Annotated in this window: 24 protein-coding genes and 1 tRNA gene; 13 read left to right on the top strand and 12 right to left on the bottom strand. The window is 69.1% G+C overall.

What is annotated here, in order from left to right; translation table 11 throughout:
- Positions 1 to 441: 441 nt before the first annotated feature.
- On the bottom strand, positions 442 to 1,935 hold the full coding sequence (malQ, locus tag KBY57_RS05435) for a 4-alpha-glucanotransferase (RefSeq protein ID WP_254994859.1): 1,494 nt from the start codon (positions 1,933 to 1,935) through the stop codon (positions 442 to 444).
- Positions 1,932 to 3,173, bottom strand: coding sequence for a Coenzyme F420 hydrogenase/dehydrogenase, beta subunit C-terminal domain (locus KBY57_RS05430; protein ID WP_254994858.1), 1,242 nt, complete (start codon positions 3,171 to 3,173; stop codon positions 1,932 to 1,934). The genes malQ and KBY57_RS05430 overlap by 4 nt, the downstream gene beginning before the upstream one ends.
- Positions 3,174 to 3,248: 75 nt before the next feature.
- On the opposite strand from KBY57_RS05430, the gene KBY57_RS05425 reads away from it, so the two are divergent.
- The gene (locus KBY57_RS05425) at positions 3,249 to 4,211 is read left to right on the top strand and encodes an LCP family protein (RefSeq protein ID WP_254994857.1); all 963 of its coding nucleotides are present in this window, start codon (positions 3,249 to 3,251) and stop codon (positions 4,209 to 4,211) included.
- Between the two features lie 53 nt (positions 4,212 to 4,264).
- Here the strand turns inward: KBY57_RS05425 and KBY57_RS05420 are convergent, their stop codons facing one another.
- Positions 4,265 to 4,780, bottom strand: a complete 516-nt coding sequence (locus KBY57_RS05420) for a hypothetical protein (protein WP_254994856.1) — start codon at positions 4,778 to 4,780, stop codon at positions 4,265 to 4,267.
- Between the two features lie 68 nt (positions 4,781 to 4,848).
- On the opposite strand from KBY57_RS05420, the gene KBY57_RS05415 reads away from it, so the two are divergent.
- The gene (locus KBY57_RS05415; RefSeq protein WP_254994854.1) at positions 4,849 to 5,856 is read left to right on the top strand and encodes a ribose-phosphate pyrophosphokinase; all 1,008 of its coding nucleotides are present in this window, start codon (positions 4,849 to 4,851) and stop codon (positions 5,854 to 5,856) included.
- Positions 5,857 to 5,900: 44 nt separating this feature from the next.
- A complete protein-coding gene (locus KBY57_RS05410; protein WP_409996408.1) occupies positions 5,901 to 7,088 on the top strand; it encodes a glycoside hydrolase family 10 protein in 1,188 nt (395 codons plus the stop codon).
- On the opposite strand, the gene pepN is transcribed toward KBY57_RS05410, so the two are convergent.
- Genes pepN through KBY57_RS05395 form a run of 3 tightly spaced genes read right to left on the bottom strand, consistent with a single transcriptional unit; the run spans position 7,072 to position 10,835 of the window.
- The gene (pepN, locus tag KBY57_RS05405; protein ID WP_254994853.1) at positions 7,072 to 9,774 is read right to left on the bottom strand and encodes an aminopeptidase N; all 2,703 of its coding nucleotides are present in this window, start codon (positions 9,772 to 9,774) and stop codon (positions 7,072 to 7,074) included. The genes KBY57_RS05410 and pepN overlap by 17 nt on opposite strands.
- Positions 9,775 to 9,780: 6 nt before the next feature.
- Entirely contained in the window at positions 9,781 to 10,233 is a 453-nt protein-coding gene (locus KBY57_RS05400) for a cAMP phosphodiesterase (RefSeq protein WP_254994852.1), read from the bottom strand.
- 44 nt (positions 10,234 to 10,277) lie between these two features.
- Positions 10,278 to 10,835: a hypothetical protein gene (locus KBY57_RS05395; protein WP_254994851.1), complete on the bottom strand. Its 558-nt coding sequence runs from the start codon at positions 10,833 to 10,835 to the stop codon at positions 10,278 to 10,280.
- Positions 10,836 to 10,915: 80 nt separating this feature from the next.
- Here KBY57_RS05395 and KBY57_RS05390 point away from each other — a divergent pair, with 80 nt between their 5' ends.
- Positions 10,916 to 12,136 carry a histidine kinase gene (locus KBY57_RS05390; protein WP_409996407.1) on the top strand — a complete coding sequence of 407 codons (1,221 nt, stop codon included), beginning with the start codon at positions 10,916 to 10,918 and terminating at the stop codon, positions 12,134 to 12,136.
- A 37-nt stretch (positions 12,137 to 12,173) separates the two neighbouring features.
- A tRNA-Glu gene (locus KBY57_RS05385) sits at positions 12,174 to 12,246 on the top strand.
- A gap of 202 nt (positions 12,247 to 12,448) precedes the next feature.
- Here the strand turns inward: KBY57_RS05385 and KBY57_RS05380 are convergent.
- Positions 12,449 to 12,919 carry an SRPBCC family protein gene (locus KBY57_RS05380; RefSeq protein ID WP_254994881.1) on the bottom strand — a complete coding sequence of 157 codons (471 nt, stop codon included), beginning with the start codon at positions 12,917 to 12,919 and terminating at the stop codon, positions 12,449 to 12,451.
- Positions 12,920 to 13,132: 213 nt separating this feature from the next.
- On the opposite strand from KBY57_RS05380, the gene KBY57_RS05375 reads away from it, so the two are divergent.
- The 7 genes from KBY57_RS05375 to KBY57_RS05345 all read left to right on the top strand — a co-directional run bounded on the left by KBY57_RS05375 (position 13,133) and on the right by KBY57_RS05345 (position 20,505).
- Entirely contained in the window at positions 13,133 to 14,311 is a 1,179-nt protein-coding gene (locus KBY57_RS05375; protein ID WP_254994850.1) for a phycobilisome linker polypeptide, read from the top strand.
- Positions 14,312 to 14,473: 162 nt separating this feature from the next.
- Positions 14,474 to 15,997, top strand: coding sequence for a glucose-6-phosphate dehydrogenase (zwf, locus tag KBY57_RS05370; protein ID WP_254994880.1), 1,524 nt, complete (start codon positions 14,474 to 14,476; stop codon positions 15,995 to 15,997).
- Positions 15,998 to 16,017: 20 nt separating this feature from the next.
- Entirely contained in the window at positions 16,018 to 17,313 is a 1,296-nt protein-coding gene (locus KBY57_RS05365; protein ID WP_254994849.1) for a glucose-6-phosphate dehydrogenase assembly protein OpcA, read from the top strand.
- A 36-nt stretch (positions 17,314 to 17,349) separates the two neighbouring features.
- Positions 17,350 to 18,798, top strand: a complete 1,449-nt coding sequence (locus tag KBY57_RS05360; protein WP_254994848.1) for a cobyrinate a,c-diamide synthase — start codon at positions 17,350 to 17,352, stop codon at positions 18,796 to 18,798.
- Entirely contained in the window at positions 18,747 to 19,049 is a 303-nt protein-coding gene (locus KBY57_RS05355; RefSeq protein ID WP_254994879.1) for an acylphosphatase, read from the top strand. Before KBY57_RS05360 ends, KBY57_RS05355 begins: the two co-directional genes overlap by 52 nt.
- A 75-nt stretch (positions 19,050 to 19,124) precedes the next feature.
- Complete coding sequence (locus tag KBY57_RS05350) at positions 19,125 to 19,769, top strand: histidine phosphatase family protein (protein WP_254994847.1); 645 nt, start codon at positions 19,125 to 19,127, stop codon at positions 19,767 to 19,769.
- Between the two features lie 22 nt (positions 19,770 to 19,791).
- Positions 19,792 to 20,505: a GAP family protein gene (locus KBY57_RS05345; RefSeq protein WP_254994846.1), complete on the top strand. Its 714-nt coding sequence runs from the start codon at positions 19,792 to 19,794 to the stop codon at positions 20,503 to 20,505.
- A gap of 16 nt (positions 20,506 to 20,521) precedes the next feature.
- On the opposite strand, the gene KBY57_RS05340 is transcribed toward KBY57_RS05345, so the two are convergent.
- The 4 genes from KBY57_RS05340 to folD all read right to left on the bottom strand — a co-directional run bounded on the left by KBY57_RS05340 (position 20,522) and on the right by folD (position 24,496).
- Positions 20,522 to 22,012, bottom strand: a complete 1,491-nt coding sequence (locus tag KBY57_RS05340) for an ATP-dependent RecD-like DNA helicase (RefSeq protein ID WP_254994845.1) — start codon at positions 22,010 to 22,012, stop codon at positions 20,522 to 20,524.
- 5 nt (positions 22,013 to 22,017) lie between these two features.
- Positions 22,018 to 22,539, bottom strand: a complete 522-nt coding sequence (locus KBY57_RS05335; protein WP_254994844.1) for a divergent PAP2 family protein — start codon at positions 22,537 to 22,539, stop codon at positions 22,018 to 22,020.
- A complete protein-coding gene (crtE, locus tag KBY57_RS05330; RefSeq protein ID WP_254994843.1) occupies positions 22,536 to 23,438 on the bottom strand; it encodes a geranylgeranyl diphosphate synthase CrtE in 903 nt (300 codons plus the stop codon). The genes KBY57_RS05335 and crtE overlap by 4 nt, the downstream gene beginning before the upstream one ends.
- Before the next feature lie 179 nt (positions 23,439 to 23,617).
- A complete protein-coding gene (gene folD, locus KBY57_RS05325) occupies positions 23,618 to 24,496 on the bottom strand; it encodes a bifunctional methylenetetrahydrofolate dehydrogenase/methenyltetrahydrofolate cyclohydrolase FolD (protein WP_254994842.1) in 879 nt (292 codons plus the stop codon).
- Positions 24,497 to 24,565: 69 nt separating this feature from the next.
- Between folD and KBY57_RS05320 the strand changes: the two genes are divergently transcribed.
- Positions 24,566 to 26,623: an HDIG domain-containing metalloprotein gene (locus tag KBY57_RS05320; protein ID WP_254994841.1), complete on the top strand. Its 2,058-nt coding sequence runs from the start codon at positions 24,566 to 24,568 to the stop codon at positions 26,621 to 26,623.
- Here KBY57_RS05320 and KBY57_RS05315 read toward each other — a convergent pair.
- Positions 26,613 to 26,888, bottom strand: a complete 276-nt coding sequence (locus KBY57_RS05315; RefSeq protein ID WP_254986944.1) for a SemiSWEET family sugar transporter — start codon at positions 26,886 to 26,888, stop codon at positions 26,613 to 26,615. The genes KBY57_RS05320 and KBY57_RS05315 overlap by 11 nt on opposite strands.
- Positions 26,889 to 26,929 lie beyond the last annotated feature (41 nt).

The following is a 26,929-nucleotide window of genomic DNA, read 5'->3' as shown; positions in this document are numbered from 1 at the left end:
TTTGCCTGGATTTATACCTGTCAAAGGCCAGTTTTCCTCTGGAAGGCGCTCAGGGATATTCTATGGCTTGAAACAGAAGAATTGCTCGTCACTGCATAACCGATCTAGCGAGCTTCCTGCACCCATGTCTCTTGGCTGAAATCAAGGCAGCTTGCTGGAAGCTTTTTCAGGAGTCCCTAATTTGAGCAGCTGATCATCAGCGTGAGCACCGCCTCATCCAGGGCTCATTTAAAATAATTTACTGGTGCCCTCGCCGGTGCTCTCAGCATCGCTTCAGGTCGGCGGAATTGCCCCCTCCTTGTGCTGGAAAGCGCCTCCGCTTCAACCGGCGCTTTTCGATGGATGCGATGACTGAACGCATCGCCAATGCGGTCTGCTGCTGCATGCCTTGCACCGAGAGGGATCTCAGGGTTGCGGAGGCTCATGGGTAATCAAGAATGATTATGTCCGCCCGTAGCGGCCAGCCATGGCCCCATAGCCCTGCAGGGCGCCGCCCAGGGCGGCAACGGGCTGGTCGAGGCGCCAGGTCCAGTTGCCGGAGCTGGTGCCGGGGGTGTTGAAGCGGGCCCGATCGTCCAGCTCCAGCAGATCCTGAAGGGGCACCACCGCCAGATCGGCGGAGCTGGCCAGGGCCAGCTCCAGAAGCTGCCAGGCCGGCGCCGTGATCGGCACCCCCACCGCCTCGGCCACGCGCCGCCGGCCGCCCTCGTCGAGGCTCTGCCACCACCCGACGCTGGTGGCGTTGTCGTGGGTGCCGGTGTACACCACCCAGCGGCGGCCGCGGATGTTGGCGGGCAGGTAGGGGTTGCCAGGGTCGCCATCAAAGGCGAACTGCAGGATCTTCATGCCCGGCAGCCCGAAGCCATCGCGCAGGGCTTCCACCGCCGGGGTGATCACGCCCAAGTCTTCAGCGATCAGGGGTAGGTGCAGGCCGCGCCGCAGCCACAGCAGCGCCAACAACGGCCAGCCCGGAAACCAGCGCCAGCGGCCATGTTCAGCGGTCGCGGCATCGCCGGGCACGCTCCAGAAGGCCTGCAGGGCTCGGAAGTGGTCGAGCCGCAGCCGATCAAACAGCTCCAATTGACGCTGCAGGCGAGCCAGCCACCAGCGGAAGCCGCTGAGCAGGTGCACGGGCCAGCGGTAGACCGGCGTGCCCCAGAGCTGACCGGTGGCGGAGAAGTAGTCGGGCGGCACGCCGCTCTGGGCGGTGAGGCTGCCATCGGCGCGCAGTGAAAACAGGGCGCGGTGGGCCCACACGTCGGCGCTGTCGTGGGCCACGTAGAAGGGCAGATCCCCCAGCAGCTGCACACCGTTCCGCTCGGCCTGCTGGCGCAGCAGCTGCCACTGGCGCTGCAGCTGCCACTGCAGCAGCTCCTCCTCCAGGAGCCAGCGGGCCTGCTCCCGGGCGATGCGGCGCAGGGCGGAGCGGCTGCGGCGGGCCAGCGGAGCCGGCCACTGCCACCAGGGCTGACCGCCCTGGAGCCGGCGGATCACCATGAACAGGGCGTGGTCTGGCAGCCAGCCGCGCTCGCGGCGGCGCCAGCGACGAAAGGCGCGCTGCTGCTGCACCGGCTGAACCGGCCAGCGATGAGCCAGGGCCTCACCCAGCGCCCGGCTGCGGGCCGGCATCATCGCCAGATCCAGCGGGCCGGAGCGGGCGGCGGCGCCGGGGAGCGTCTCGAGATCCGAGCGCTGCAAAAAGCCTGCCTGCACCAGGTCTTCGGCGTCGAGCAGCCAGGGGTTGAGGGCCGAACCGCTGGGGGAGCTGTAGGGCGAACCCGTGGTGTCGGTGGGGGCCAGGGGCAGCAGCTGCCACACACCAATGCCATGGCGGCCAAGCAGCGCCAGCCAGTCGTGGGCAGGCTGGCCAAAGCCGCCGCAGCCCCCAGGCCCCGGCAGGGACGTGGGATGGAGCAAAACGCCGGAGAGCCTCACGCTTCAGGCAGCCGGTAGCGGCTGATGATTGCCTGGGCAAAGGCGGGGATGTGAGCCGCCACCTTCTCGGGGTGATTGCGGCGCAGCCACAGGGCGTTGCGAGTGAAGTGGGAATCGATCGAGAAGCGGCCGTATTCCAGGCCCTTCGGCCCCAGGCGCCCCACCACACAGCCAATCAGGTTGGCCAACCAGAGGGGCAGCTTCACGGCCTTGTCGTAGGCCTCGATGCCCTGCTGCACCGCCGCCTGGCGGCTGCCGCTGCTGGTCACCGGTGCCACATCGAGCTCGCTCTCGACCAGATCCAGCAGCACCTGGCCCTTCGGGTTGCGCACCGTGAGCCATTGGCGCCCAAACGTCGCCCCCATGTAGCCCACCACCAGATCGGCGCCGGCGTTGGTGTAGTCGAAGCAGCTCAGACAGCTCGGCGCGAAGACGTCCTTGAGCTTGGGCGTGTCAAGCCCGAAGAAGGGCACCGTTTCCTCGCGGCCGTCGCTGTGGCGGAAGTGGATGCGGAAGTCCTGCATGAACTCGTAGTGCACCACCGTGTCGGGGGAGCTGACGGTGCTCTCCAGAAAGGTTTGCAACCCGGCGCGCGAGACGTTGTCGACGCAGGGGAGCCCGAGCACGTAGAGCTCATCGAGGGGCAGGGTGGACTGCACGGCGCGCAGGGCCTGGATCTGGCAGCCCACGCCGATCGCCAACAGCCGGCGGATGCCGCTGCCCGGCAGCTGCTCGAGCACCTCCAGATTGGAGGAGAGGGTGGGCTTGTTCACCCGGGCGCTGAGCACCTCCTCCGGTGTGCGGGCCAGCCGCGGCACGGGCGTGAAGCGATCCTCGTCGCTCTGGCCCACGCACAACACCGCATCCACCAGGCCCGTCTCCAGGGCGCGCACGCCGATGCGACTGACAATCCCGGTCCACTGGGCGCCGTCGATCGGCTGGGCCAGGCGGGCGGTGAGCATGCGCTGCTGCACACCGAAATACAGCTCGTCGTCGTTATCGAGGTCGCGGCTGCGGCCATGGGCCTGCTCCTCCATCGCCTCAAAGCGCTGCTCCAGGAAGGCGCAGCTGTCCTTCACGTAGGCCACCCAGCGGCTATCGCAGAGGCCGCACTGGCTGCAGAGATCCTTGGCGGGGTAGACGCTGCCCTTGGCCAGGGGGCGGGCCCGCTCGTGGGGGGGCGGCGCGGTGGACGAGCCGCTTTGCGAAGAGCCGCTTACCGAAAACAGTGCTGCCATCAGCGGGTTCCCTCGCCCCATCAGCCAGGGCACAACCTATCGGGTTAGGCCAAAGTGGGTTGCCGCCGAGCCCAGATGCCCCGTCATCCCGCCCAGCCCAAGCCTCGCCTGGGGCCCACCCTGCTGCGGCTGGGGGCGGCTGCCGCCGGAATGGCCGCTGGCTTGGGGCTGCTCGGCCTGGTCTGGCCCGAGCCCGATCGCTCCACCGAACCGGTGCGGCAGCTCAGTCCGGCCGACCTGGGCAAGGCGCCGAGCCGCAACATCACCCTGCTGGTGATCGGCCTCGACAGCGAGCAGCCAGGCGATCCGCTCAACCAAGCCGCCCCCCGCGGACCGGCCAATGCCGATGCCCTGCTGCTGGTGCGGGTGAATCCCCAGGGGCCGCTCCAGGTGCTCACCCTGCCGCCCAACCTGGCGGTGCAGCTCCCCGGCCAGAAACGGCCCCAGAGCCTCGGAAGCCTCTACCGCCTTGGCGGCGCCGCCCTCACGGCCGATGCCGTGCGCAGCCTGGTGGGGCTCGACTCCGGCGAGCCGGATCGCTACCTGGTGCTCGGCCGCGCCAGCCTGCGCAGCCTGGTGGATGGTCTCGGCAGCATCGCCGCCAACCCCACCCGGGCCCTGCGATACAACGACAAGAGTCAGCGCTTCACAGTGGATCTGCAGGGTGGGCTGCAGCGGCTGAAGGGAAACGAGGTGGAACAACTGGTGCGCTACCGCGATCCCGCCCGTCCGGAGGACAGCCGCCAGGACAACCACCAGCTGGTGGTGCGCAGCCTGCTACGGGAAATGGCACTGCCGGAGCAACTGGGCCGGCTCTCCTCACTGCTCCAATCTCTCCAGAACAAGGGCGTCGTCACCAACCTCAGCCAAGCGGAAACCCTGAGCCTGCTGGCTGCCGGCCTGAGCCACGGAGAAACGGTGCAGTTCACCAGCGTGCCGCTGGCTCCCAGCAAAGCTGGCCAGCCCCTGCGCCAGATCGCCAGCAGCGCGCCGAATCCCCTCTGGCAGGCCCCAGACCTTTCAGCGGCAGCCCCGTAGCAAGGCAGGCTCCAGGAGGCTGAGTCGGGGCGCAGTCCGGACTCAGTCGGGACTCAATCAGAGGCGATCTGACGCCAGCGCAGCGCCAGGGCAGCCGCCAGGGTTCCGGCCTCACCGGTTGCAGGATCCAGCCCACCCAGCCAGGGCAGACCATCGCCGCGGCGGGCCTCCGGATCCCAGGCCCCATCGCCCTGCACCAGTCCCACCAGCGGCACCTGCCACTGGTGCAGCAGGGCCACCATCGCCGCCGGCAGCCCGGTCTCCAGTTGCTCGCCCGCCAGCAGCAGCAGCACCGGCTGGCGCCAGGCCCCCAGGGCCTCGGCCCAATGGCCGGTGCCATTGAGGGGCAACCCGGGATCCACCGGCAGGGGCACCAGGCCCGGCCCCTGCTCGGCCAGGCCAGCCAGGGCGCGCTGGGGCTCCTGAGGATCCAAGGGGGCACTCCAGGCCATGCCAAGGGCCATGGCCAGCTGGGGCCCCAGCTGGTGCTGCAGCGCGACAACGGCTGCCGCGGGCCCAGCGGCCAGCAGCACCAGCGACTGCGGCAAACCAGGCTTGGAAAGCGTCATGGATGTTTGCACTAGGGGGGCGGCCACGCTTCTACGATCGGGTTTCAGCCGACGCGTCCGCGCCCGCCGTGACCAGTTTCTTGACCGCTGATCGCGTGGCGCCCCAAGGCAACGCGTCCCAGTCGACTCACGACACCCGCCGGCTACGCCTGTTCAGCGGCACCGCCAACCAGGCCCTCGCCCGTGAAATCGGCGCCTACCTGGGCGTTCCCGACGGCCCGCGGGTGATCAAGCGCTTCGCCGATGGCGAGCTCTACATCCAGATCCAGGAATCGATTCGCGGCTGCGACGTGTTCCTGATCCAGCCCACCTGCGCTCCGGTGAACGATCACCTGATGGAGCTGCTGATCATGGTGGATGCCTGCAAACGGGCGTCCGCCCGTCAGATCACCGCCGTGATCCCCTACTACGGCTACGCCCGCGCCGACCGCAAGACGGCGGGTCGCGAGTCGATCACCGCAAAGCTGGTGGCCAACCTGTTGGCCAAGAGCGGGGTGGACCGGGTGCTGGCCATGGACCTGCACTCGGCCCAGATCCAGGGCTACTTCGACATCCCCTGCGACCACATCTACGGATCGCCGGTGCTGGTGGATTACCTGCGCGCCCGCGACCTCGGCGAGGTGGTGGTGGTGTCTCCCGATGTGGGCGGCGTGGCGAGGGCCCGGGCCTTCGCCAAGCAGATGAACGATGCGCCCCTGGCGATCATCGACAAGCGCCGCTCGGGCCACAACGTGGCCGAAAGCCTCACGGTGATCGGCGATGTGGCCGGCAAGACGGCGATCCTGATCGACGACATGATCGATACCGGCGGCACCATCTGCGCCGGCGCGAGGCTGCTGCGCGATCGGGGCGCCATCCGGGTGCTGGCTGGCGCCACCCATGCCGTGTTTTCACCCCCGGCGATCGAGCGGATGTCGGAGCCGGGCCTGTTTGAAGAGGTGCTCGTGACCAACAGCATCCCCCAGAACCACGATGGCCGCTTCCCCCAGCTGCAGGTGCTGTCGGTGGCCAACATGCTGGGCGAAGCCATCTGGCGCATCCACGATGAGAGCTCGGTGAGCTCGATGTTCCGCTGAAACCCATTCCGCTGAAACCCGGCCCGCTGAAACCACAACCCCGGTTGCGCCGCTTCGCCCGGCTCAAGGCCCTGCTGCCTGCAGCGGTGAGCGTGCTGCTCACCATTCCCTGGGCCGCAGCCCAGCCGCTGCAGGCCCAACCGCTGCAGACCCCTCAGCGCCGGATCGGCGTGTGGCTCACCAACAGCCCCAGCCCCCTCTATTACGACCCTGCCCGCATCGACCGAGCGGTGAGCGAGCTGGCCAACGCCGGCTTCAACACCCTCTACCCGAATGTGTGGAGCCGGGGGGCGACCTTCCACCGCTCCCGCCATGCGCCGCTGGAGCCGGCCCTGGAGAAGGCCAACCCCAACCTCGATCCGATCTGCCGCTTCACCCGGGCCGCCCACCGTCGCGGGCTGCAGGTGATCCCCTGGTTTGAGTACGGCCTGATGGAGCCGGCCGATGCCGCGGTGGTGCGCCAGAACCCCGAGTGGGTGCTGCAACGCCGCGATGGCAGCAGCGAAATGGCCATGCACGGCAAGCCGATGGTGTGGCTCAACCCCGCCCACCCCGGCGTGCGCGAGCGCTTCCTCGGCCTGATCACCGAGATCGTGCAGCGCTGCAGCGTCGACGGCATCCAGCTCGACGACCACTTCGCCTGGCCCGTGGAGCTTGGCTACGACCCCTTCAGCCGCGCTCTGTTTCGCAAAGACACCGGCCGCGAGCCCCCCGACAACCACACCGACCGGGCCTGGATGCGCTGGCGGCGCCAGCAGCTCACCGGGCTGCTGCGGGAGCTGCGGGGGCGACTGAAAACCCTGGATGCCCCGGCGGGCTCCGTGCCCAAGCGCACGATCATCAGCCTGTCGCCCGGCCCCTTCCGCTTCGCCTACAACCACTGGCTCCAGGACTGGGAACTCTGGGCCCTCGGCGAGCTGATCGACGACCTGGTGGTGCAGAACTACGCCTACTCGGTGAAGGGCTTCGAGAAGGACCTCAACCAGCCCGCCCTGGTGAAGGCGCGCAGCTGGGGCATGCCCGTGGAGATCGGCATCCTGGCCGGCTTCGGCGGCCGCACCCCCGACATGACCACCCTGGCCCAGAAGACCCAGCTGGCCACCAGCCGCGGCCACGGCGTGATCTATTTCTATTGGGAAGGCCTGTGGGGGCTGCACGCCGGAGCGGAAGGGGCGACCTACCGCCAGGCCTCCTTCCGCAAGCTGCACCAGAGCCTCAACGGCCGGCCTTAGCCCCCAGGCACTGCTGCACCACTTCGCCGGTGTTGGGCGAGAGGGGGGCGGCGGCGAGCTTCTCGAGGGCGGCATGCATGGCGGCCGCGCGAGCCGGGCCGTAGCTCTGCCAGCGGCTGAACACCTTGGCCAGGCGCGAAGCCGTGATCGGGTTGCGCTGGTCGAGCTCGGCGATGCGCGCCGCCATGAAGCGGTAGCCGGCGCCATCAGCGGCATGGAACACCGGTGCGTTGCCGGCCAAGCCGCCCAGCACGGCCCGCACCGAATTGGGCGCGGCCGGATCGAAGCGCGGGTGCTCCAGCAGCCGCGCCACCCGCTCCAGGCCATCGGCAAAGGGGGCCGAAGCCTCCAGGGCAAACCAGGCATCGAGGATCACGGGCTTGTCCTGCCAGCGCTGGTAGAAGGCTTCCACCGCCTGCTGCCGCTCTGGGATGGGGTGGCACTGCAAGGCCCGCAGACCGGCGCGGGCCAGGGTCATCGAGGGGCCCCGCACCGCCGCCGCCGCTGCCGCGCAGACGGCCGAGTCGCCAGCCGCCACCCGCCAGCTCCACACCGTGCCGGTGAGCAGCCGGTCGCCGTTGCCCTCGGGCCAGGCCAGGCCCCATTGGGGGGTGCAGCGCTGCAGGGCCATCGCCAAGGGCTCAGCCAGGGCGGCACCAAAGCGCTGCTGCAGGGCCATCAGGGCCGCAAACAGGGCCGGCGGATCGGGCTCGCCACCTGCTGCAGCAGCGGCATCCTCGAGCTCGGGCAGACCTGGCAGCGCCATCAGCACGCTGCGGCTGGCCTCCGACAACGACGGGTCGGCCAGGATCCGGCCGAAAGCGTCGATCAGTTCCTCCTCCAGCAGGGCGTCGGCCGCGCCGGCGGCGCGGGCCAGCACCGCCTGACGCAGCAGCACCTGGCCCGCATCCCAGCGGGCGAAGGGGTCGGTATCGGCGGCGAGCAGATGCACCAGCTCGGCGGTGGGGCGCCCCATCTCCAGGATCACCGGCGCCGAAAACCGGCGCAGCAGCGACAGGGCCGGCGGATGGTGCTGCCGCGGCAACCCCACCAACCGCAGGGTCTGCTGGGGCCGATCGATCACCACCAGGCGGGTGCCATCGCCGGCGTGCACGGCGGGCTTCGCCTCCCCCTCCAGTTGCACAGGCAGGGGCTCCCCGGCCTGGTCGAGCAGGCCGAGGGCCAGGGGAATCACCAAGGGCTGCTTATCGCTTTGGCCGGGGGTGGGCGGGGTGTGCTGCTCCACCTGCAGCTCCAGCACGCCGGCCTCCCCATCCCAGTGGCGCTGGATGTGCAAGCGGGGGGTGCCGGCCTGGTGATACCAGCGGCGGAACTGGGCGAAGTCGAAGGAGGCAGCTCCGCCAGCGGCGTCCTGCATCGCCTGCACGAAGTCTTCGCAGGTGGCGGCGGTGCCGTCATGACGGCTCACATACAGCGCCATTCCCCGCATGAACGTCTCTTCCCCCAGCAGGGTGTGCAACATACGAATAAGTTCCGATCCCTTTTCGTAGATCGTGGTGGTGTAAAAGTTGTCGATCGCCTGGTAGGCGTCGGGCTGCACCGGATGGGCCGTTGGGCCCGCATCTTCGCGGAACTGGGTGTTGCGCAGCATCGCCACGTTCTCGATGCGGTTGAGGGCCGCGCCGTGCAGATCCTCCGTGAAGCTCTGGTCACGGAACACCGTCAGCCCTTCCTTGAGCGACAGCTGGAACCAGTCGCGGCAGGTAATGCGGTTGCCGGTCCAGTTGTGGAAATACTCGTGGGCGATCACGCTCTCGATACGCTCGAGCTCGCCATCGGTGGCGGTTTCGGCGTCGGCGAGCACGAGCTTGGAGTTGAAGATGTTGAGGCTTTTGTTCTCCATTGCGCCCATGTTGAAATGGCGCACCGCCACGATGTTGAACTCATCGAGGTCGTATTCGAGACCATAACGCTGCTCATCCCAGGCCATCGAGCGCTGCAGCGAGGCCATGGCGTGGGCGGTGTAGGGCGCATCGCCGGGCTCCACATGGATGCGCAGGGCCACCGCACGGCCGCTGGCGGTGGTGAAGCTGCCGCGCACCTCCTCCAGCTGGCCTGCCACCAGGGCGAACAGGTACGAGGGCTTGGGGAAGGGATCGTCCCAGATCGCATAGTGGCGCGCCGCCCCCGTGGCCGGATCGGGGGGCAGCGCTCCTGTGTCGATGCAATTGCCGTTGGAGAGCAGCACCGGGCAGCTGGCGCGATCCGCCTCGATCCGCACCCGGAAGCGGCTGAGCAGATCGGGGCGGTCGGGATGGAAAGTGATGCGGCGGAAGCCCTCGGCTTCGCACTGGGTGGTGAACAGGCCGCCGCTCACGTAGAGGCCTTCCAGGGTGCTGTTGGTTTCCGGATGGATGCGCACCCGGCTCTCCAGCACAAATGGGCCCTGGGGCGGTTGGACGATCCGCAGCTGTTCGGCCGTGAGCTCGTACGCCTCCGCGGCCAGGGGCACGCCATCGAGGCGCAACTCCAGCAACTCCAGATCCACACCCTGCAGCACCAGGGGCTCGGGAGACGGGGCCTCTGGGGAGGGGGCACCGGGGTTGGGCACAAAGGCCAGCCGGGCCACCACCTCGGTGTGGTCAGCGTGCAGCTGCACCGTCAGGTCGGTGCGCTCCAGCAGGAATGGCGCCGGGCGGTAATCGGCGAGGCGCACCAGGGCCATGGGGAGTTACTTGTTGGGGGAGGGCTTGCCAGGGGCGGGCTTCGAAGGGGAGGGGTTGGCGGCGGGGGCGGGCTTAAGGGCCTCCTGCACCTTCGCCATCACATCGGCCGGCACCTCCTTTGGGCAGATCTCAGCAGCCCCGAGCACGGCGGAATTGATCGAGCCCTTGCGCAGGTCGTCGAGGCTGAGCGGCTTGGCTCCCACCTGGGTGATCACGCCGTCGTGCTGACCCTGAATCACCTGGGCGATGGTTTCGCCGGCGATGCCCACCGCCTTGTCAAAGGGCACGCCGGCCCCACGGGCAATGCAGACATTCACCGCCGCAATGCGGGTGTAGAGGTTCATGTCCGCCTCCGTGGCGGGGGCCGCCTGGGCCGCCGCCGGCGCCAGCAGCAGGGGCAGCACCAACAGCGGAGCCACCAGCCAGGAGGCAGCCAAGGGAGCGGAACGGCGGGGCATCACAGCAGGAAACGGGTGTCTTGAGATGCAGCCATGCTGCTGCATCAGGCCAGGGAGTCGTGCGGGAGCGCAGCCCCGGCCTCCTCCACCCGGATTTCGTGGTGGGTTTCGGCCAGCTCCAGCGCGCCGTCCTTCCAGGAGTAGATCGAGCGGGCGCGGTAGCGGTCCTGGTCGACCAGGCGAACGTGTTCAAGGATGTCCCACTCCTGGTAGTGCGACTCAAAAATCAGCTCGTGCTCGTCCACCTGACGGATCTGGGTTTTGGTGGGCGTGCCACAGATGTAACCGCGGCTGCGCCACAGCTGATGCCCGCACAGGTAGGCCTCCATCGTTCCCGTCGGCACGAAACGGGGTTTCTTGTCGAAAAACTCGAACTCCTGCTCCGGCCACCAGGTGAAGCGATAGGCCGCATCGCCCTCCACCGGCTCGCTGAAGGTTTCCACCCGCAGCATCATGTCGACGCGCAGCGACTCGCCGTCGTCAAAGAAATACAACCGTCTCGAGCGCCACAAACCGAGGTTGCGGGCAAACCAACGACGCAGGTTGCTGTCGAGCTGAATCCGCGGCCGCGCTGGGGTGGGGAGATCCGAAAGCATGCTCATGACATCCCGGCCCTTGGGCGCACGGCATTGGTTGCCCATGTCATAGCGAGGTTGGGCGGGTCTGGCCAAATCCCCATAGGGTGAACCACGTGAAGGCCGAGCAACCCACCACCGAAGCCGTGGCTAACGCTGCCGTCGCAGGCAGCGCCGCAGCAGGCAGTGCCGCAGCAGACAGCGCGTCGGAGCGTCAGGCCTTGAAGTTGCTGCTGGTTGCTGCCCAGCACCACCTGGCCAGCCCGGATCTGCGCAACCTGATTCAGTTCCTCAAAAGCGAGGAGTGCCGCTTCACGGTGAGCTTGGAGCTGGCCGACCCAGCCCGCCAACCGGAACTGCTGGAGCTGCATCGGCTGGTGGCCACGCCGGCCCTGGTGAAGCTCGGCCCTCTGCCAAAACAGGTGATCGCCGGCAATGCGATCACCCAGAAGCTGCGCAGCTGGCTGCCGCGCTGGCAGCAGATGGAGGTGGTCACCAGCCTGGGCATGAGCCTGCGGCCCGCCGAGATCGATGGCAGCCGTACCCGACGGGAGCTGCAGCTGGAAGACCAGCTCCTGGTGCTACGCCAGGAGAACGAAACCCTGATCGAGCGGCTGGGGGTGCAGGAACGGCTGCTGCGGATGGTGGCCCACGAACTGCGCACCCCGCTGACCGCCGCCAAGCTCGCCCTGCAAAGCCACACCCTTGGCCAAATCGATGAGCCACGCTTCCGCGACGTGCTCACCCGCCGCCTCGACGACATCCAGGAACTCTCCAAGGATCTGCTGGAGGTGGGCACGACCCGCTGGGAGGCCTTGTTCAACCCCCAGCGTCTGTCGCTCGGCAAGGTGGCCGCAGAGGCGATCCTCGAGCTCGAAAAGCTGTGGGTGGGCCGCGACCTGGAGCTGATCACCGATATCCCCGCCGACCTGCCCGATGTGTTCGCCGACCAACGGCGCATGCGCCAGGTGCTGCTCAACCTGCTGGAGAACGCCCTGAAGTTCACCCCCAATCGGGGCCGGGTGCACCTGACCCTGCTGCACCGCACCGACCAATGGGTGCAGGTGAGCGTCTGCGACAGCGGACCGGGGATCCCCAAGACCGAGCAGCAGCGGATCTTCCTGGATCGGGTGCGTCTACCGCAAACCTCAGGCACCACCTCCGGCTACGGCGTGGGGCTGTCGGTGTGCCGCCGCATCGCGGAGGTGCACGGCGGCCGCATCTGGGTGGTGTCCGAGCCCGGTGAGGGGGCCTGTTTCCACGTCAGCGTCCCGGTCTGGAGCGGTCAGGCCCAACCCGCCTTGACGAAGGGTGCCCCTGACCCGTAGCTTCCAACACAGCAACGCCGAACAGCGTTGTGGCCTCGCCCCCATCGTCTAGAGGCCTAGGACACCTCCCTTTCACGGAGGCGACAGGGGTTCGAATCCCCTTGGGGGTATTAACAACCAAACAACGGCCCAAAGAGTTGCTTTTCGCAACGCTCAAGCCGGATCTCTTGACGAGCGATCGTGCTTCTCAAAGAGACATTTTTTTGCCGGTGTCGCGCTTGCCGACATCCACCCCAATCAAGCTGTTGAACAGGTTGTTCAACAAACAGAAATCCGCACAACCAACAGCACCTCCTGCCCAGCAGGGATGCTTCAGGACAAGGCGGCGCGGCGTTCGGCTTCGCTCTGCACACCACGCAGGTTGTTGGCCAGGTCTTCCCGCAGGCGCTGCTCGATCAGACCGATCGGCATGCCGGGACGGCCCTGCACCGTGAGCTCGTAGAAGAGATGGGTCACCCCGCCGGAGCGGCCGATCTGCCAAATGCCCTCGAACCGACGGAAGTCGCCGCGGCACATGCAAAACCGCAACTCGCCAGCCTCGGGATCTTCTTCGAGCTCGAGCTCCACCCGGGCACTGAAACGCAGCCCGCAGAACTGCTGGGTCCCCACCTGTTCGAGGCCAACCTTGTTGCCCCGACGCCAGAGCTCGCGGGAGGAGGCCAGGTTGGGGATGTAGAGGTTGAGATTGGCGTAGTCGGTGAGCACGGCCCAAAGCCACTCTGGGTCGAGGGGCAGCCGCAGCTGCACCGCCAACCGCCGGGCTCCCTGGGGCAGCCGCTCCATCACCTGCTGGATGGTGTCGAGGCTGCAGGCGTCGCTCACGACGGCCGAAGACGGGTCGCTGGGGGGCGGGTCGGAAGGGCGGGCCTGGGCGAGGAGCTGGGCCAAAGGAGCACTGTCGAAGTGTGCTGGCGCACAAACCTAGCGGCGTCTCCTGGAAAACCGCAGCGGAAAGGTTCCGTATGATCAGCGCGCTTTTGAGGGGGCTGAGTCTGCATGCGTGTTTCCACCGGTCGCGCCATCCAGTCGGACAGCCGCATGTTCACCGTCGTGGTGGAGGGCTTCGGCATCGGTCGCCAGCGCCAGGCTGAACGTCGCTTCACCGTGCCGTACAACCAGCTCCAGGGCTTGATGCAGTCCATCGCCCAGCAGGGCGGTCGGATCCGTGCCGTGCTGGGTGCCGACGGCGCCGGTGGCGACACGCCTGCCGCTGCACCAGCCCCGGCCGCACCCGCCCCCAAAGCCAAAGCCAAAGCCGCTCCTACGAAACCCGCTGCCGTGTCCCACGCCGACGTCCCCGTCAACCTCTACAAGCCGAAGGACCCGTTCATCGGCACCGTCACTGAGAACTACAGCCTGCTGGCGGATGGGGCGATTGGTCGGGTCAACCACATCACCTTCGATCTCAAGGGCGGCGATCCCCAGCTGCACTACGTCGAGGGCCAGAGCATCGGCATCATTCCCGACGGCACCGATGCCAACGGCAAGCCCAACAAACTGCGCCTCTACTCGATCGCCAGCACCCGCCACGGCGACAACTTGGCCGGTGACACCGTCTCCCTGTGCGTGCGCCAGCTCCAGTACGAGAAGGACGGCGAAACGATCAACGGCGTCTGCTCCACCTTCCTCTGCGACATCGAACCCGGCGCCAAGGTGAAGATCACCGGTCCGGTGGGCAAAGAGATGCTCCTGCCTGCCGACGAAGACGCCAACGTGATCATGCTGGCCACGGGCACCGGCATCGCCCCGATGCGCACTTACCTGCGGCGCATGTTCGAGCCGTCCGAACGCGAAAAGAACGGCTGGACCTTCAAGGGCAAGGCCTGGCTGTTCATGGGCTCACCCACCACGGCCAACCTGCTCTACGACGACGACTTCAACCGTTATCAAGCGGAGTTCCCCGACAACTTCCGCTACACCAAAGCCATCAGCCGCGAGCAACAGAACGCCAGCGGTGGCCGGATGTACATCCAAGACCGCGTCAGCGAGAACGCCGAAGAGATCTTCTCCTGGATCGAAAACCCCAAGACCCACGTCTACATGTGCGGTCTGCGGGGCATGGAACCCGGCATCGATGAAGCCATGGCCACCGCCGCGGCCGCCAAGGGTCTGAACTGGGCCGAGCTGCGTCCCCAGCTCAAGAAAGCCGAGCGCTGGCACGTCGAAACCTATTGACATCGGGCTGGACATCCGGCAAAGGACATCACCACCAGCCTTCAGCCCGCCTCTCCGGCGGGCTTTTTTTTGGCCAATCCCACACAGAAACCATCACAAAGTGGGCTAGGCGGTGGGCAGCGCCGCCAGGCCGGTTAAACCATGGGCACCGCGAAGGCATCCATGGGCAGCGTGCTCACCAATCCACTGCGGGTCGGCCTCCGCCAGGAGCGGGTAATTCCGCCCCAATGCCTGGTGATCTTCGGGGCCAGTGGCGACCTCACCCACCGCAAGCTTGTGCCGGCGCTGTTTGAGCTGTTCCGCCAGCGGCGCCTGCCCAGTGAATTCGCTGTGCTGGGCTGCGCCCGCCGGCCCTGGAGCGACGAGGAATTTCGCCAGAAGATGGCCGAAGCGATGGCCAGCGAGGTGGCCGAGCACCGCATGGCCTGGGAGCAGTTTGCGGCGGGCCTCTTCTACGAGCCGGTGGATCTGCAGGATCCGCCCACGGTCGTGCGGCTCGGCCAGCGGCTGGACATGCTCGACCGGCAGCGGGCCACCCGCGGCAACCGCACCTTCTACCTGTCGGTGTCGCCGAATTTCTACGGCAGTGGCTGCCGGGCCCTGGCGGCCGCCGGCCTGCTCAGCGATCCGGCCCGCAGCCGGGTGGTGATCGAGAAGCCCTTCGGCCGCGACTACGGCAGCGCCCAGGAGCTCAACCGGGTGGTGCAGGCCAGCGCCCAGGAAAACCAGATCTTCCGGATCGACCACTACCTGGGCAAGGAGACGGTCCAGAACATCCTGGTGCTGCGCTTTGCCAACACCATTTTCGAGCCGATCTGGAACCGCAACTACATCTCCAGCGTGCAGATCACGGCCGCCGAAACGGTGGGAGTTGAGGAGCGGGCCGGCTACTACGAGAGCTCGGGAGCCCTAAGGGACATGGTGCAGAACCACCTCACCCAGATGCTCGCCCTCACCACGATGGAGGCGCCGGGACGCTTCGATCCGGAGTCGATGCGCAACGAGAAGGCCAAGGTGCTGCAGGCCGCCCGGCTGGCCAACGAGGACGAGCCCTGGAAGTGCTGCGTGCGGGGCCAGTACGGAGCGGGGGGATCGAGCACCCGGCCGATCGCCGGCTACCGCCAGGAGCCGGGGGTGAACCCCGAGAGCACCACGGAGACCTACGTGGCGATGAAGCTGTTCATCAACAACTGGCGCTGGCAGGGGGTGCCCTTCTACCTGCGCACCGGCAAACGGCTGCCCAAACGGCTCTCTGAAGTGGTGCTCACCTTCCGGGAGGCGCCGGTGCACCTGTTCGATGCCGCCGGTGGCGCCCCCACCCCCAACCAGCTGATCCTGCGGATCCAGCCGGACGAGGGCGCCGAGTTCAAGTTTGAGGTGAAGGCCCCGGGCTCCGGCATGCGCAGCCGGCCGGTGGACATGGCCTTCTCCTACGACGAGAGCTTCGGCGAACCCAGCGATGAGGGCTACGTGCGCCTGCTGGCCGACGCCATGCTGGGCGACCCCACCCTCTACACCCGCAGCGACGAAGTGGAAGCCGCCTGGCGGTTGTACACCCCGCTACTGGAGCTGATCGAAGACGCCCCGAACCAGCTGCCGGTGCACCCCTACGAGGCCCGCACCTGGGGCCCCGGCGCCGCCGACAGTCTGCTGGCCGAGGACGGCCTGGCCTGGCGTCGCCCCTAAGTTTTTCACCCCCTGCCCCCATGTCGACCCAGCTCACCCTCCAGGCCCCACTTGCCCTGCCCCCCGCCGAGGTGCCCAGCTACCTGGAGCGCCTGTGGAGCCAGGAACTGGGCAGTTCCCACGGAGCCGCCACCTTCACCCTGGTGGTGTGGGAGGGCTCCTGGCTGGAGCAGCAGCTGGTGCGCTGCGGCCGGCTCAAAGGCCCGATCACCGGCCTGCTCAACGAGACGGTGCTGGAGGCTGCCCGGGCCGCCGCGATCAGCTGTGGGCTGCCGCTGAGCACCGCGCCGATGGATCCCCAGCTGGCCTGGGCGATCGGCAAGCTGGGCGGCGACCACCACGCCGAAGACCTGCGGGGGCAGTTTGTGGAGGGGGCGATCAGCGCCCACATGCCGCGGCGGCTGATCACCCTGGCCCCCACCCTCGATGGCGGCCATCCCCTGGAAACCCTGGTGGCTGCCTATTGCCCCCTGCCGGAGGAAGGCAGCGGCGGCGACGCCTGCGGCGATGTGGTGGTGCTGCGTGGCGGCACCGGCGCCCTGAGCCAGAGCCTGGAGTTGGTGCAGCCGCTGATCAGCCCCGACCTGCCCTGCTGGGTGTGGTGGAACAGCAGCCTCGATGAGGCCCCGGAGGTGATGGCAACCCTGGCCAGCGGCCATCGGCGCCTGGTGGTGGATTCGTCGTTGGGGGATCCACGCCGCTGCCTCGACCTGCTGGTGGATCGCATCGATGCCGGCCAACCCATCAACGACCTCAACTGGCTGCGGCTGCGCAGCTGGCGGGAGTCGCTGGCGATGGTGTTTGACCCCCCGTCGCGGCGGGATGCCCTCAACCACGTGGTGCAGCTCGACCTCGACGTGGAGGGCAGCAACCCGGTGAAGGGCCTGCTGCTGGCGGCTTGGCTGGCCGACCGGCTGGGCTGGCACCTGATCTCCACCTACCCCGTGGACGGCAACGGCATGGGCCAGGGCATCGGCGCCGAATTCGAGCGCACCGACGGCGAAACCGTGCGCTTCCGCCAGATGCCGGTGCCGGTGGGCGTGCCCAAGACCCACCCCGGGGCGATGGTGGGCTTGCGGCTGATCTGCCAGAGCAGCCAGGGCTCGCCCCTGTGCGTGATCCTCTGCTCCGAGTCGGGCGGCTGCATGCGGCTCGAATCGGGCGGCATGGCGAGCATGGAACTGGCCGAGGAGGTGGTGCCGCTGCCGATGGAAAGCGAGGAGATGGAGATGGCCCGCCTGCTCTCCGGCGGCCACGACTCCACCAACCCGCTGCTGGCCGCCGCCGCGCCGATCGCCGCCAAACTGCTGCCCTGAGACTGCTCCCCAAGCCTGCTCCCTGAGCACCCCTGAATGGCCTGTCTGATCGCCGCGCCCAGCAGTGGCAGCGGCAAGACCCTGCTGTCGCTGTGCCTGGCTGCCTGGGCCCGGCGATCGGGCCGGCGCCTGCAGCCCTTCAAGGTTGGGCCCGACTACCTCGACCCCCAGTTGCTCAGCCGGGTGAGCGGCCACACCTGCCGCAACCTCGATCCGCTGCTGTGCGGCCGGGAGTGGGTGGAGCGCTGCTTCCACTGGCACGGCAGCCGGGCCGACCTGGCCCTGGTGGAGGGGGTGATGGGCCTGTTCGATGGCCGCGGCCCCAGCAGTGAGGGCAGTTCGGCGGCGGTGGCGGCCCAGCTGGAGCTGCCGGTGGTGCTGGTGGTGGAAGCCTCAAGGCAGGCGGGCTCCCTGGCGGCGCTGGTGCGGGGCTTCCGCGACCATGGCCCACCGCCGGTGAACCTGGCCGGCGTGGTGCTCAACCGGGTGGGCAGCGAACGCCACCACGCCCTGCTGAGCGAAGCGCTGGAGAGCATCGCCGTGCCGCTGCTGGGGGTGCTGCCCCACCACCCGAGCCTGGAGCTGCCGTCGCGCCACCTGGGGCTGCTGCCGCCAGGGGAGCTTCACGATCTGGAGCAGCGCCAGGAGCAATGGGCGGAGCTGGCCGCCCGCCACCTCGATCTCGCGCGCCTGGAGCCCCTGCTGGCGCCCCCCGCCCCCCAGGCCGGCGCCGAGGATCCGATCCACTGGTGCCTGGGCCAGCACCGCCCCAGCCCACCCGAGCAGGCGCCGCTGCCGGTGGCGATCGCCAGCGACGCGGCCTTCCACTTCCGCTACCCCGAAGCCGGCGAGCTGCTGGCGGCGGTGGGGCTGGAGCCGGTGGCCTGGAGCCCCCTGGCCGATGAAGCCCTGCCGGTGGGCTGCCGGGCGGTGCTGCTGCCCGGGGGCTATCCGGAGTTGCATGCCGCCCAGCTGGCGGCCAGCCGCCGCAGCCTGGGCGAGCTGACCCGGGCGGCGGCGGCGGGATTGCCGCTGGTGGCCGAATGCGGCGGCCTGCTGCTGCTGGGCGAGCAGCTGGCCGATGGCGACGGGACGCTGCAGCCGATGGCAGGGGTGCTGCCCTTCCGCGCCCAGAAAGGCGCGCTGAGCCTGGGCTACCGCGAGGCCACGGCCACGACGCGCGGGCTGCTGGTGCGGCCGGGCGAACGCTTCTGCGGCCATGAATTCCACCGCTGGCAGCTCGAATCTGTGGCCGGTGGCGGCGGGCTGTGGCAGCTTGATGGCTGGGGGACTCCAACCCGCAGCGAAGGATGGACAGCGCCGAACGTGCACGCCAGCTGGCTGCATCTCCACTGGGCTGGATGCCCGGTGATTCCCTCTCGCCTGGCCGCCGCAGCCGGGCGCGCCGCGCCGCTGCCGACGAGCGCCGCTTCATCCAACCCCACGAGCCCCAGCCCCAGATTCAGCAGGAGCGCTGGCGTCTGATCGTGCGCGGCCAGGTGCAGGGGGTGGGCTACCGCGCCGCCTGCTGCACCAGGGCCACGGATCTGGGTTTGAGCGGCTGGGTGCGCAACCGCCCCGATGGCTCGGTGGAGATCGAGGCGGAGGGCCCGCCCCAGGAGCTCACCGAACTGCGCATCTGGTGCGAGAAGGGTCCGGCGCTGGCAGCGGTCAACAGCGTGGCCAGCACCCAGGTGGCAGCCACCGGCGCCGACTGGTTTGAGGTGCGGCGCTGAAGCGTGGGGGCGAGGGGTGCCAAACGCGTGAATGACTGTGTTGAACAACCTGTTGCACAACCTGAGATCACCGGCATGAGCACCCCTCCCCAGCTCGAGCTGTGGCTGCTGCGCCACGGGGCCACCGAATGGGCCCTCAGTGGGCGCCACACCGGCCGCACCGACCTGCCCCTGCTGCCGGAAGGGGAGACGGAAGCCCGGGCCCTGGCACCGGTGCTGGCCCGGCAGCGCTTTGCCGCCGTGCTGGTGAGCCCGCTGCAGCGGGCGCGGCGCACCGCCGAGCTGGCCGGCCTGGGGGCGCAAGCGCAGGTCTGCCCCGACCTGCAGGAGTGGGACTACGGCCGCTACGAGGGCATCACCACCGCCACGATCCGCGAGCAGGTGCCCGGCTGGACCGTGTGGAGCCACGGCTGCCCCGACGGCGAAAGCTGCCCCCAGGTGGAGGAGCGCTGCCAACGGGTGATCGCCTTAGCTGAATCCCTGACTGAATCCCTGACTGAATCACTGACTGAATCCCTCGCCGCCCCCCAGGCCCCGGCGGTGGCCCTGGTGGCTCATGGCCATATTCTGCGCAGCCTGGCGGGCACCTGGCTGGGGCTCGGGGCAGCCGGCGGGGCGCTGCTGAATCTGAACACCGCCACCCTCTCGGTGCTCGGCCATGAACGGGAGCGGCGCACGGTGGTGCGCTGGAATGCCCCGGTCGAGCCCGCCGCGTCATGACTGATCGAAATGACTGATCCACATGGCTGATCCCCAGACCGCTGCCAACGGCCTGAGCGCCCTGCTGGGAGAACTCGCGGCCTTTGGGCTGGCGATCGGCTTCTCGCCACTGCACATCGGCCTGCTGCTGCTGCTGCTGCTCGGCCCCAAACCCCTGCAGCGCGGCGGCTGGTTTGTTACGGGCTGGCTGGTCACGGCGGCCCTGGCGGTGACGCTGCTACTCACCGTGGGCCACGGTCTGCTGCTGACGATGGACAAGGGCACCAGCCACCGCACCGGCCTCGACCTGCTGGCGGCCGGCGCCCTGCTGGGGCTCGGCCTCAAGGAGCTGCTGACCAAGGAGGAGGAGGGTTCGGCGCCGCCCGGCTGGACCCGCAAGTTGGATCAGTTCTGCGCCATGCCCCTGCCGCTGCTGCTGGCAATCAGCGCGGCCCTTGAGGTGGCCAGCCCGGATGATCTGTTTCTGTTTGCCAAAACCGCCGGCAGCCTGCTGGCGGCAAACCTGGGCCGGGGCACGGAGGTGCTGGCCACCGGCGTGTTCAGCCTGGTGAGCGCCAGCCTGCTGCTGGCGCCGCTGCTGGCCCTGCTGCTGGCCGGCCCGGAGCGGATCCTGCCGCTGCTGGAGCGGGGCAAGCAGTGGCTGTTTGCCAAGGGCGACCTGCTGGTGGGCCTGGTGAGCGTGGCCCTGGCCGTGTACCTGGGCTGGCAGGGCATCGAGGGCCTGATGCTGGCGTAGCCCGAAGCTGGCCTGATCAGGGATCGGCCTGGAGCCACTGGCTCCAGAGCTGCTGGTCGGCAAGGACGCCGGGGCCTGCGGCCTGAGGCCCTGCCTGGAGCGTCACGGCCTGGCTGGCGCGGCTCACCGCCACATACACCAGCTGGCGGCGCAGCACCGGGTCGCTGGGCCAGAACACATCGGCATCGACGAACACCTCAGCAAAAGTGCTGCCCTGGCTGCGGTGCACGGTGAGAACGGCGGCCGGACCGAGGGAGGCGAAGGCGTCCCGCACCAGGAAAAAGCGGCGCCACAGGCCCTTGCCCTCCTGCTTGCCGGCGTCCCTGGCGCGTTGACGCAGGCGGGCCAACACCGCCTCGAGGGCGCTCCGGGCCGCCGAGCCCAGGGGCGGCAGCAGCCTCAGGCTCAGCTGGCTCTCGCCGGACTCCACCCGGGCCGTGAGGGTGTCGATCACCGGCGGACACAAATCACCGCCCAGATCCGCCGTGGCGACGCCGAAATCGGCCAGGTCGCAGCGCTCGGGGATGACATCGCGCACCACCAGCTCCCGGTTGGAGCCCAGCAGCATGTCGGGCTCCTCGGCGGCGTCCTCGCCCTCGCGGCAGGCGGGGGCCATCACGGCGGCACGGGTGATCAGCACCTCGCCGGGCAGCACCGGCAGCTGGTCGGCCATCTCGCCGTGCAGGGCGCGGCGGGCGATCGGCACCAGCTGCTCGAGGGAGCGGTTGGTGTAGCAGAGGATGCGGGCCAGGTCGGGGTTGTCGGTGTCGGCGCTGCGGCGCAGGGCGGCCTGGGCGGCCTCGAGCCACTCACGCCGCTCCAGCAGGGCCACCTGACCGGCGGCGGTGCGGATCGGCGGCAGCGGCGGCGGCCGGCGGCAGGGCAGATCCCCCTGGCGCAGACCCGAGGCCAGGCGCAGCACCGGCCCCTGGTGGCGCACCACCTGGTGCAGTTCGGCCCGGCAGGCCCGGCCCAGGCTGAACACCGGGCTCTCGGGCTCTCCCACGGGCGGCAGCTGGGCCGGATCGCCCACAAACACCAGCCGGGTGCGGAAGGGGTGGGCGCAGCGCAGGCTGATCTCCAGCAGGGTGGAATCCACCATCGAGGCCTCATCGATCAGCACCAGACCCAGGTGCTCGAGGGCCATGGCGGTCTGCTCGGTCTCCTCACAGCGCTCGATGTCGCGCTGGCGCTTGAGCTTGAGGCGCAGCAGCCGGTGGATGGTGGAGGGAAACCAGGTGGGCGCGAGGCTCGCCAGGGCCAGGTGGGAGCGCAACACGCCCACGGCCTTGTGGGTGGGGGCGACGACGGTCCAGCAGAGGCCGGTGGCCTCCACCTGGGCCAGAAAGCGCATCGACAGGAAGGTTTTGCCGGTGCCGGCGTAGCCGCTCAACACAAACGGCGTGCCGTCAACCGGGGCGGCCAGCCAGTCGGCAAAGGCAGCGGCCGCGGCCTGCTGATCGGCGGTGAGTGCCGCGGAGGGGCCGGAAGCTGCGGCGTCAGCCAACCGCGTCAACCAACCGCAGTGAACCAGCCCAGCCCCTGGGCCAGATGCAGCGGAGAACCCAGCAGCACCAGCCCGGGCAGGGCCACCAGCGGCCCCATGAGCGCACCGATCAGCACCTCCAGGCGGGTGTGGCCGAGGTTTTCCTTGAGGGGCTTGGGGGCTGAATCGCCTGGGGCCATCACGGTGTCACCCATTGCGGTGTCGCCCATCGCATTCACCCGGGCGGCGGTGAGGCCGGCGGCTCGGCGCACGCCGGAGGCGTCGTAGAGCACCACGAAACAGAGCACGGCCGCCAGGGCAAACAGCGGTCCGTCAAACCCCTGCACCCAGCCAAGGGCGGCGGTGGTGCCGGTGAGCAGGGCCGAGTGGCTCGACGGCATGCCGCCGGTTTCCACCAGCACCTTTGGGTTCCAGCGGCGGTGCACCACCAGCTCGATCACCAGCTTGGAGAGCTGGGCCACGCCGCAGGCCGCCAGCCCCCACCACATCACGCCGTTGTCGAAGATCCCAGCAACGGCCGTGCTCATCGGTCGCGGCTCGTGATGTAGTCGGCCAGGGCGAGCAGGGGCGCGGCACTGGCGTGCCAGGGGGCCAGGGCCGCCTTGGCTTCGGTCACCAGGGCATCGGCCCGCTGGCGCGATTCCTCCAGGCCGAGGAGCTTGGGGTAGGTGGTCTTGTCGGCGGTGAGGTCCTTGCCGGCGGTTTTGCCCAACACCTCGCTGCTAGCGGTGACATCCAGGATGTCGTCGATGATCTGGAAGGCCAGGCCGATGCCGCGGGCGTAGGTGCGCAGGGCCGCCAGCAGGTCGTCGGAAGCGCCGGCGATCAGGGCACCGGTGAGCACGCAGGCGCGCAACAGGGCACCGGTTTTGTGCAGGTGGATGTACTCGAGGGTGTCGAGGTCGACGCTCTTGCCCTCGCACTCCAGATCCACCACCTGGCCGCCCACCAGACCGGGGGCACCGGAGGCCAGGCTCAGCTCACCCACCACCGCCAGCAACCGCTCAGCCGGCACGCCGGGGCTGCGCAACGCCACCATCTCGAAGGCGCGAGTGAGCAGGGCGTCGCCAGCCAGGATCGCGTTGGCCTCGCCGTACACCTTGTGGTTGGTGGGGCTGCCGCGGCGCAGATCGTCGTTGTCCATGGCGGGCAGGTCGTCGTGGATCAACGACATGGTGTGCACCATCTCCAGCGCCACCGCCGTGGGCATCGCCAGATCGCTCTCTCCGCCCGCCAGCTCACAGGCCGCCAGGCAGAGGATCGGCCGCAGCCGCTTGCCGCCGGCCAGCAGCGAGTAGCGCATCGCCTCCCGCAGCGATTCGGGGCGCTCCGGCCCGAGGGAGCCGTCCAGGGCCGCCTCCACCCGCAGGCGGCTCGCCTCCAGATAGGCGGCGAAATCAAAGGAGGTGGATACCGCCGCGGTCATGGGGGCTGGGCCTCTGGCCATTCCTGGCGGCGATTCTCTCAGGCGAACCGCCGGCCCAGCGCTGGCGGGTGTTGGTTGCAGAGCGATTTGGATGTGTGAAACAGAACGTTCAACAACGCGCGAGGCACCATCGCGCAACGACCCGGCGGCCCGTCAGGACATCAGCTCAGGGCACCAGATCAGGGCACCAGATCACCGAGGCCGTGGTCGACGCCGGCGCGGCGGCACCAGGCCACCACGGTGTTCACCAACAGCATGGTGACGGTCATTGGGCCAACACCGCCGGGCACCGGGCTGATGGCGCTGGCGATCGGCTCCACCTCCTCGAAGCGCACATCGCCGCAGAGGCCGCTCTCGGTGCGGTGGATGCCCACATCCACCACCACGGTCCCGGGCTTCACGTGCTCAGCGCCGATCATGCGCGGCCGGCCGGCGGCCACCACCAACACATCAGCCTGGCGAGTGAGGGCAGCCAGATCGGCGGTGCGGGAGTGGGCCACCGAAACGGTGGCATCGGCGGCCTGGAGCATCAGCGCCATCGGCTGGCCCACCAGGATGCTGCGGCCCACCACCACCGCGCGCTGGCCGGCGAGCACCACCCCCTGGCGGGCCAACAGGGCCATCACGCCGGCGGGGGTGCAGCTGCGCGGGCCGGGTTCGCCCTTGAGCAAGCGGCCCAGGTTGAGGGTGTGCAGCCCATCGGCGTCCTTCTCCGGATCGATCGCCAGGAGCAGCGGCGCCTCATCGAGGCCGTCCGGCAAGGGCAGCTGCAGCAGGATGCCGTCGCAGGCGGGGTCGGCGTTGAGCCGCTGCACGGCCGCCAACACCTCTGCTGCCGGCGTGCCGGCCGGCAGATGGGCGCCGAGGCTGGTGATGCCCACCCGGGCGCAGGCCTTCTCTTTGTTGGCCACGTAGACGCCGCTGGCGGGGTCGTCGCCCACCCGCAGCACCGCCAGGCCTGGCGGGCGCCCCACCACGGGGAGATGCTCGGCGATCACCGCCTGGAGCCGGGCTTCAATCTCGCCGGCCAGCTGGCGGCCATCCAGACGGAAGGCCATGGAGCAAATCAAGGTTGCGCCCCACCAGCTTGCAATCCCGCCCGCAGGCAGGCCCGCTAGCGTTTTGGAATGGTGTTAAGGCAGCTGCGATCCCTGTGGCGGAAGCTGCTGCGGCTGGAACGCCCGCGGCAGCCCCCCGGCATCTGGCGCAGCCGCGACACGGCCTCGGTGCTGCTGGTGTGCGCCCTGGTGGCGCTGTTGGCGAGTTGGCCCTGGCTGGTGGAGCCCAACCTGCGCCCCGGCATGAGCGCTCCCTTCACCGCGCGAGCACCCAAGGCAGCCCGGGTGGTGGACAGCACGGCCCTCGAGGAGCGGCGTCAGGAGATGGTGCCGCGCACCACCGTGCAGGTGGTGGACCAGCAGACCAACCAGCTGCTCCAGCAACAACTGGAGAAGGGCCTGCAGGCGGTGGAACAGCATGCCAACGCGGAGCAGCCGCGGGTGGAGCCAGTGGCGATCACCGCCGAGGAGCGGGCCTGGCTGAAAACCGTCGGACCGGCTGAGCTCACCGCCTGGGGGCGGGAGGTGCGTCAGGCCCAGCTACGCATGCTCAGCCAGGGGGTGGCCCCCGGCGTAGCCGAAGGGCAACTGCTGCAAGCCGCCACCCTGCAGCTGGAGCCGCTGGCGTCGGTGCCGCGGGGCCTGGGGGCCCGGTTGCTGACCAATGCGCTGCAGGGGCACTCCAACCTGCGCAGTGATCCGGGGCTGAGCCAACGGCGCATTGAGGCGCTGATCACTCAGCAGGGCATCCCCACGATCGTTGTGGAGCAGGGCGATCTGATCACCCGCCAAGGGGAGACGATCAGCCCCCAGTCCTTAGACGTGCTCGATTACTTCGGCCTGGTGAACCGCAGGCCAAGGCCACTCACCTGGCTGGGCCATTTCCTCGAGGCTCTGGCGGTGGCGGGGGTGCTGGTGCTGGTGCTGCGGCGCTGGCGGGCCTGCCTGGAGCCGCGGCAGGCACTGCTGGCCCTCGGTGCCCTGCTGGTGATGCAGGGCTTCACCTTGTGGCTGGGGCCACTGGCCAGCCCCCTGGTGCTGCTGGTGCCGCCGGCCCTGCTGCTTGCCCAGGGACTGGGCACCCCCTGCGGCCTGGCCTGGCTGGCGGCGGGCACCTTGCTGTGGCCCCTGCCGGTGACGGCCCTAACGGCCGTGCGGCTGCTGGTGGCGGCGGCGGTGGGCAGCGTGGCGGCAGTGGCGGCCGGACGGCAGCGCAGCCGGGCCGAACTGCTGCAGCTGGCGGTGCTGCTGCCGGGAGCGGGCCTGGCCGTGCAGTGGCTGCTGCTGCAATCCGTCCTGCGACCCAGTCAGGTGGATCTGCTCAGCGAAGCGCTGCTGCTGGGCGGGCTGCTGATGGCCGGACTGCTGTTGGCGCCGCTGGTGGAAACCTTCTTCGGTCTGGTGACCCGGGCGCGACTGATGGAACTGGCCGATCTGCAGCGGCCGCTGCTGCGGCGGCTGTCGGTGGAGGCGCCGGGCACCTTCGAGCACACCCTGATGATCGCCGGCCTGGCCGAGGAGGGCGCCCGGGCGATCCAGGCCGACATCGACCTGGTGCGCACCGGGGCGCTGTATCACGACGTGGGCAAGCTGCACGGCCCCCAGTGGTTCATCGAGAACCAGGGCGAGGGCAGCAACCCCCACAATGCCCTCGACGACCCCTTCGCCAGTGCCGCCATCCTCCAGGCCCACGTGGATGAGGGGCTGAAACTGGCCCGCCGCTACCGGCTGCCGCGGCCCCTGGCCGACTTCATCCCCGAGCACCAGGGCACCTTGAAGATGGGCTACTTCCTGCACCAGGCGCGGGAACGCAATCCCGCCATCGCCGAAGAGCAGTTTCGCTACCGGGGGCCGACGCCCCGCAGCCGCGAGACGGCGATCCTGATGCTGGCCGACGGCTGTGAAGCGGCCCTGCGCTCCCTGCCGCCGGGCACCAGCGAAACGGAGGCCCAGCAGATGGTGCGCCGCATCGTGGAGGCTCGCCAGAACGATGGACAACTGGCCGAAAGCGGCATCGGCCGGGCCGAGCTGGAGCTGCTGGTCCGGGCCTTTGTGCGGGTGTGGAAGCGGATGCGTCACCGCCGCATCCCCTACCCGATCCCAGCCCGCAAAGCTTTTAGCGCCTAGCGCGCAGCTTGCGCTCCAGCACGATGCCGGCGGGCACCAAGGTGATCAGGTTGGCAGCGATCAGGGGGCCATCGCCGGTGCAGACGCCGTAGACGGCCCACAGGGCGATGCCGGCGGTGAACAGGCCATACATGCGCAGGGAGATGCCGCTGGTGTCGCCGCTGCGCAGGGTTTTGAGGGCCTGGGGAAAGAAGCTCACGGTGGTGAGCAGGGCCGCGACATAGCCCAGGGCGCGCACGGCAGGAGGCACCAGGGGGGCGGCCATGGGCTGCAGCGCAGAGTGTGGCCAGCATGGTGGACAGGCCC

Origin of the sequence: Cyanobium sp. Aljojuca 7D2 (genome assembly GCF_024346415.1) — a bacterium.
Taxonomy (GTDB): Bacteria; Cyanobacteriota; Cyanobacteriia; order PCC-6307; family Cyanobiaceae; genus Cyanobium_A.
This window is presented reverse-complemented; position numbering and strand designations above follow the sequence as displayed.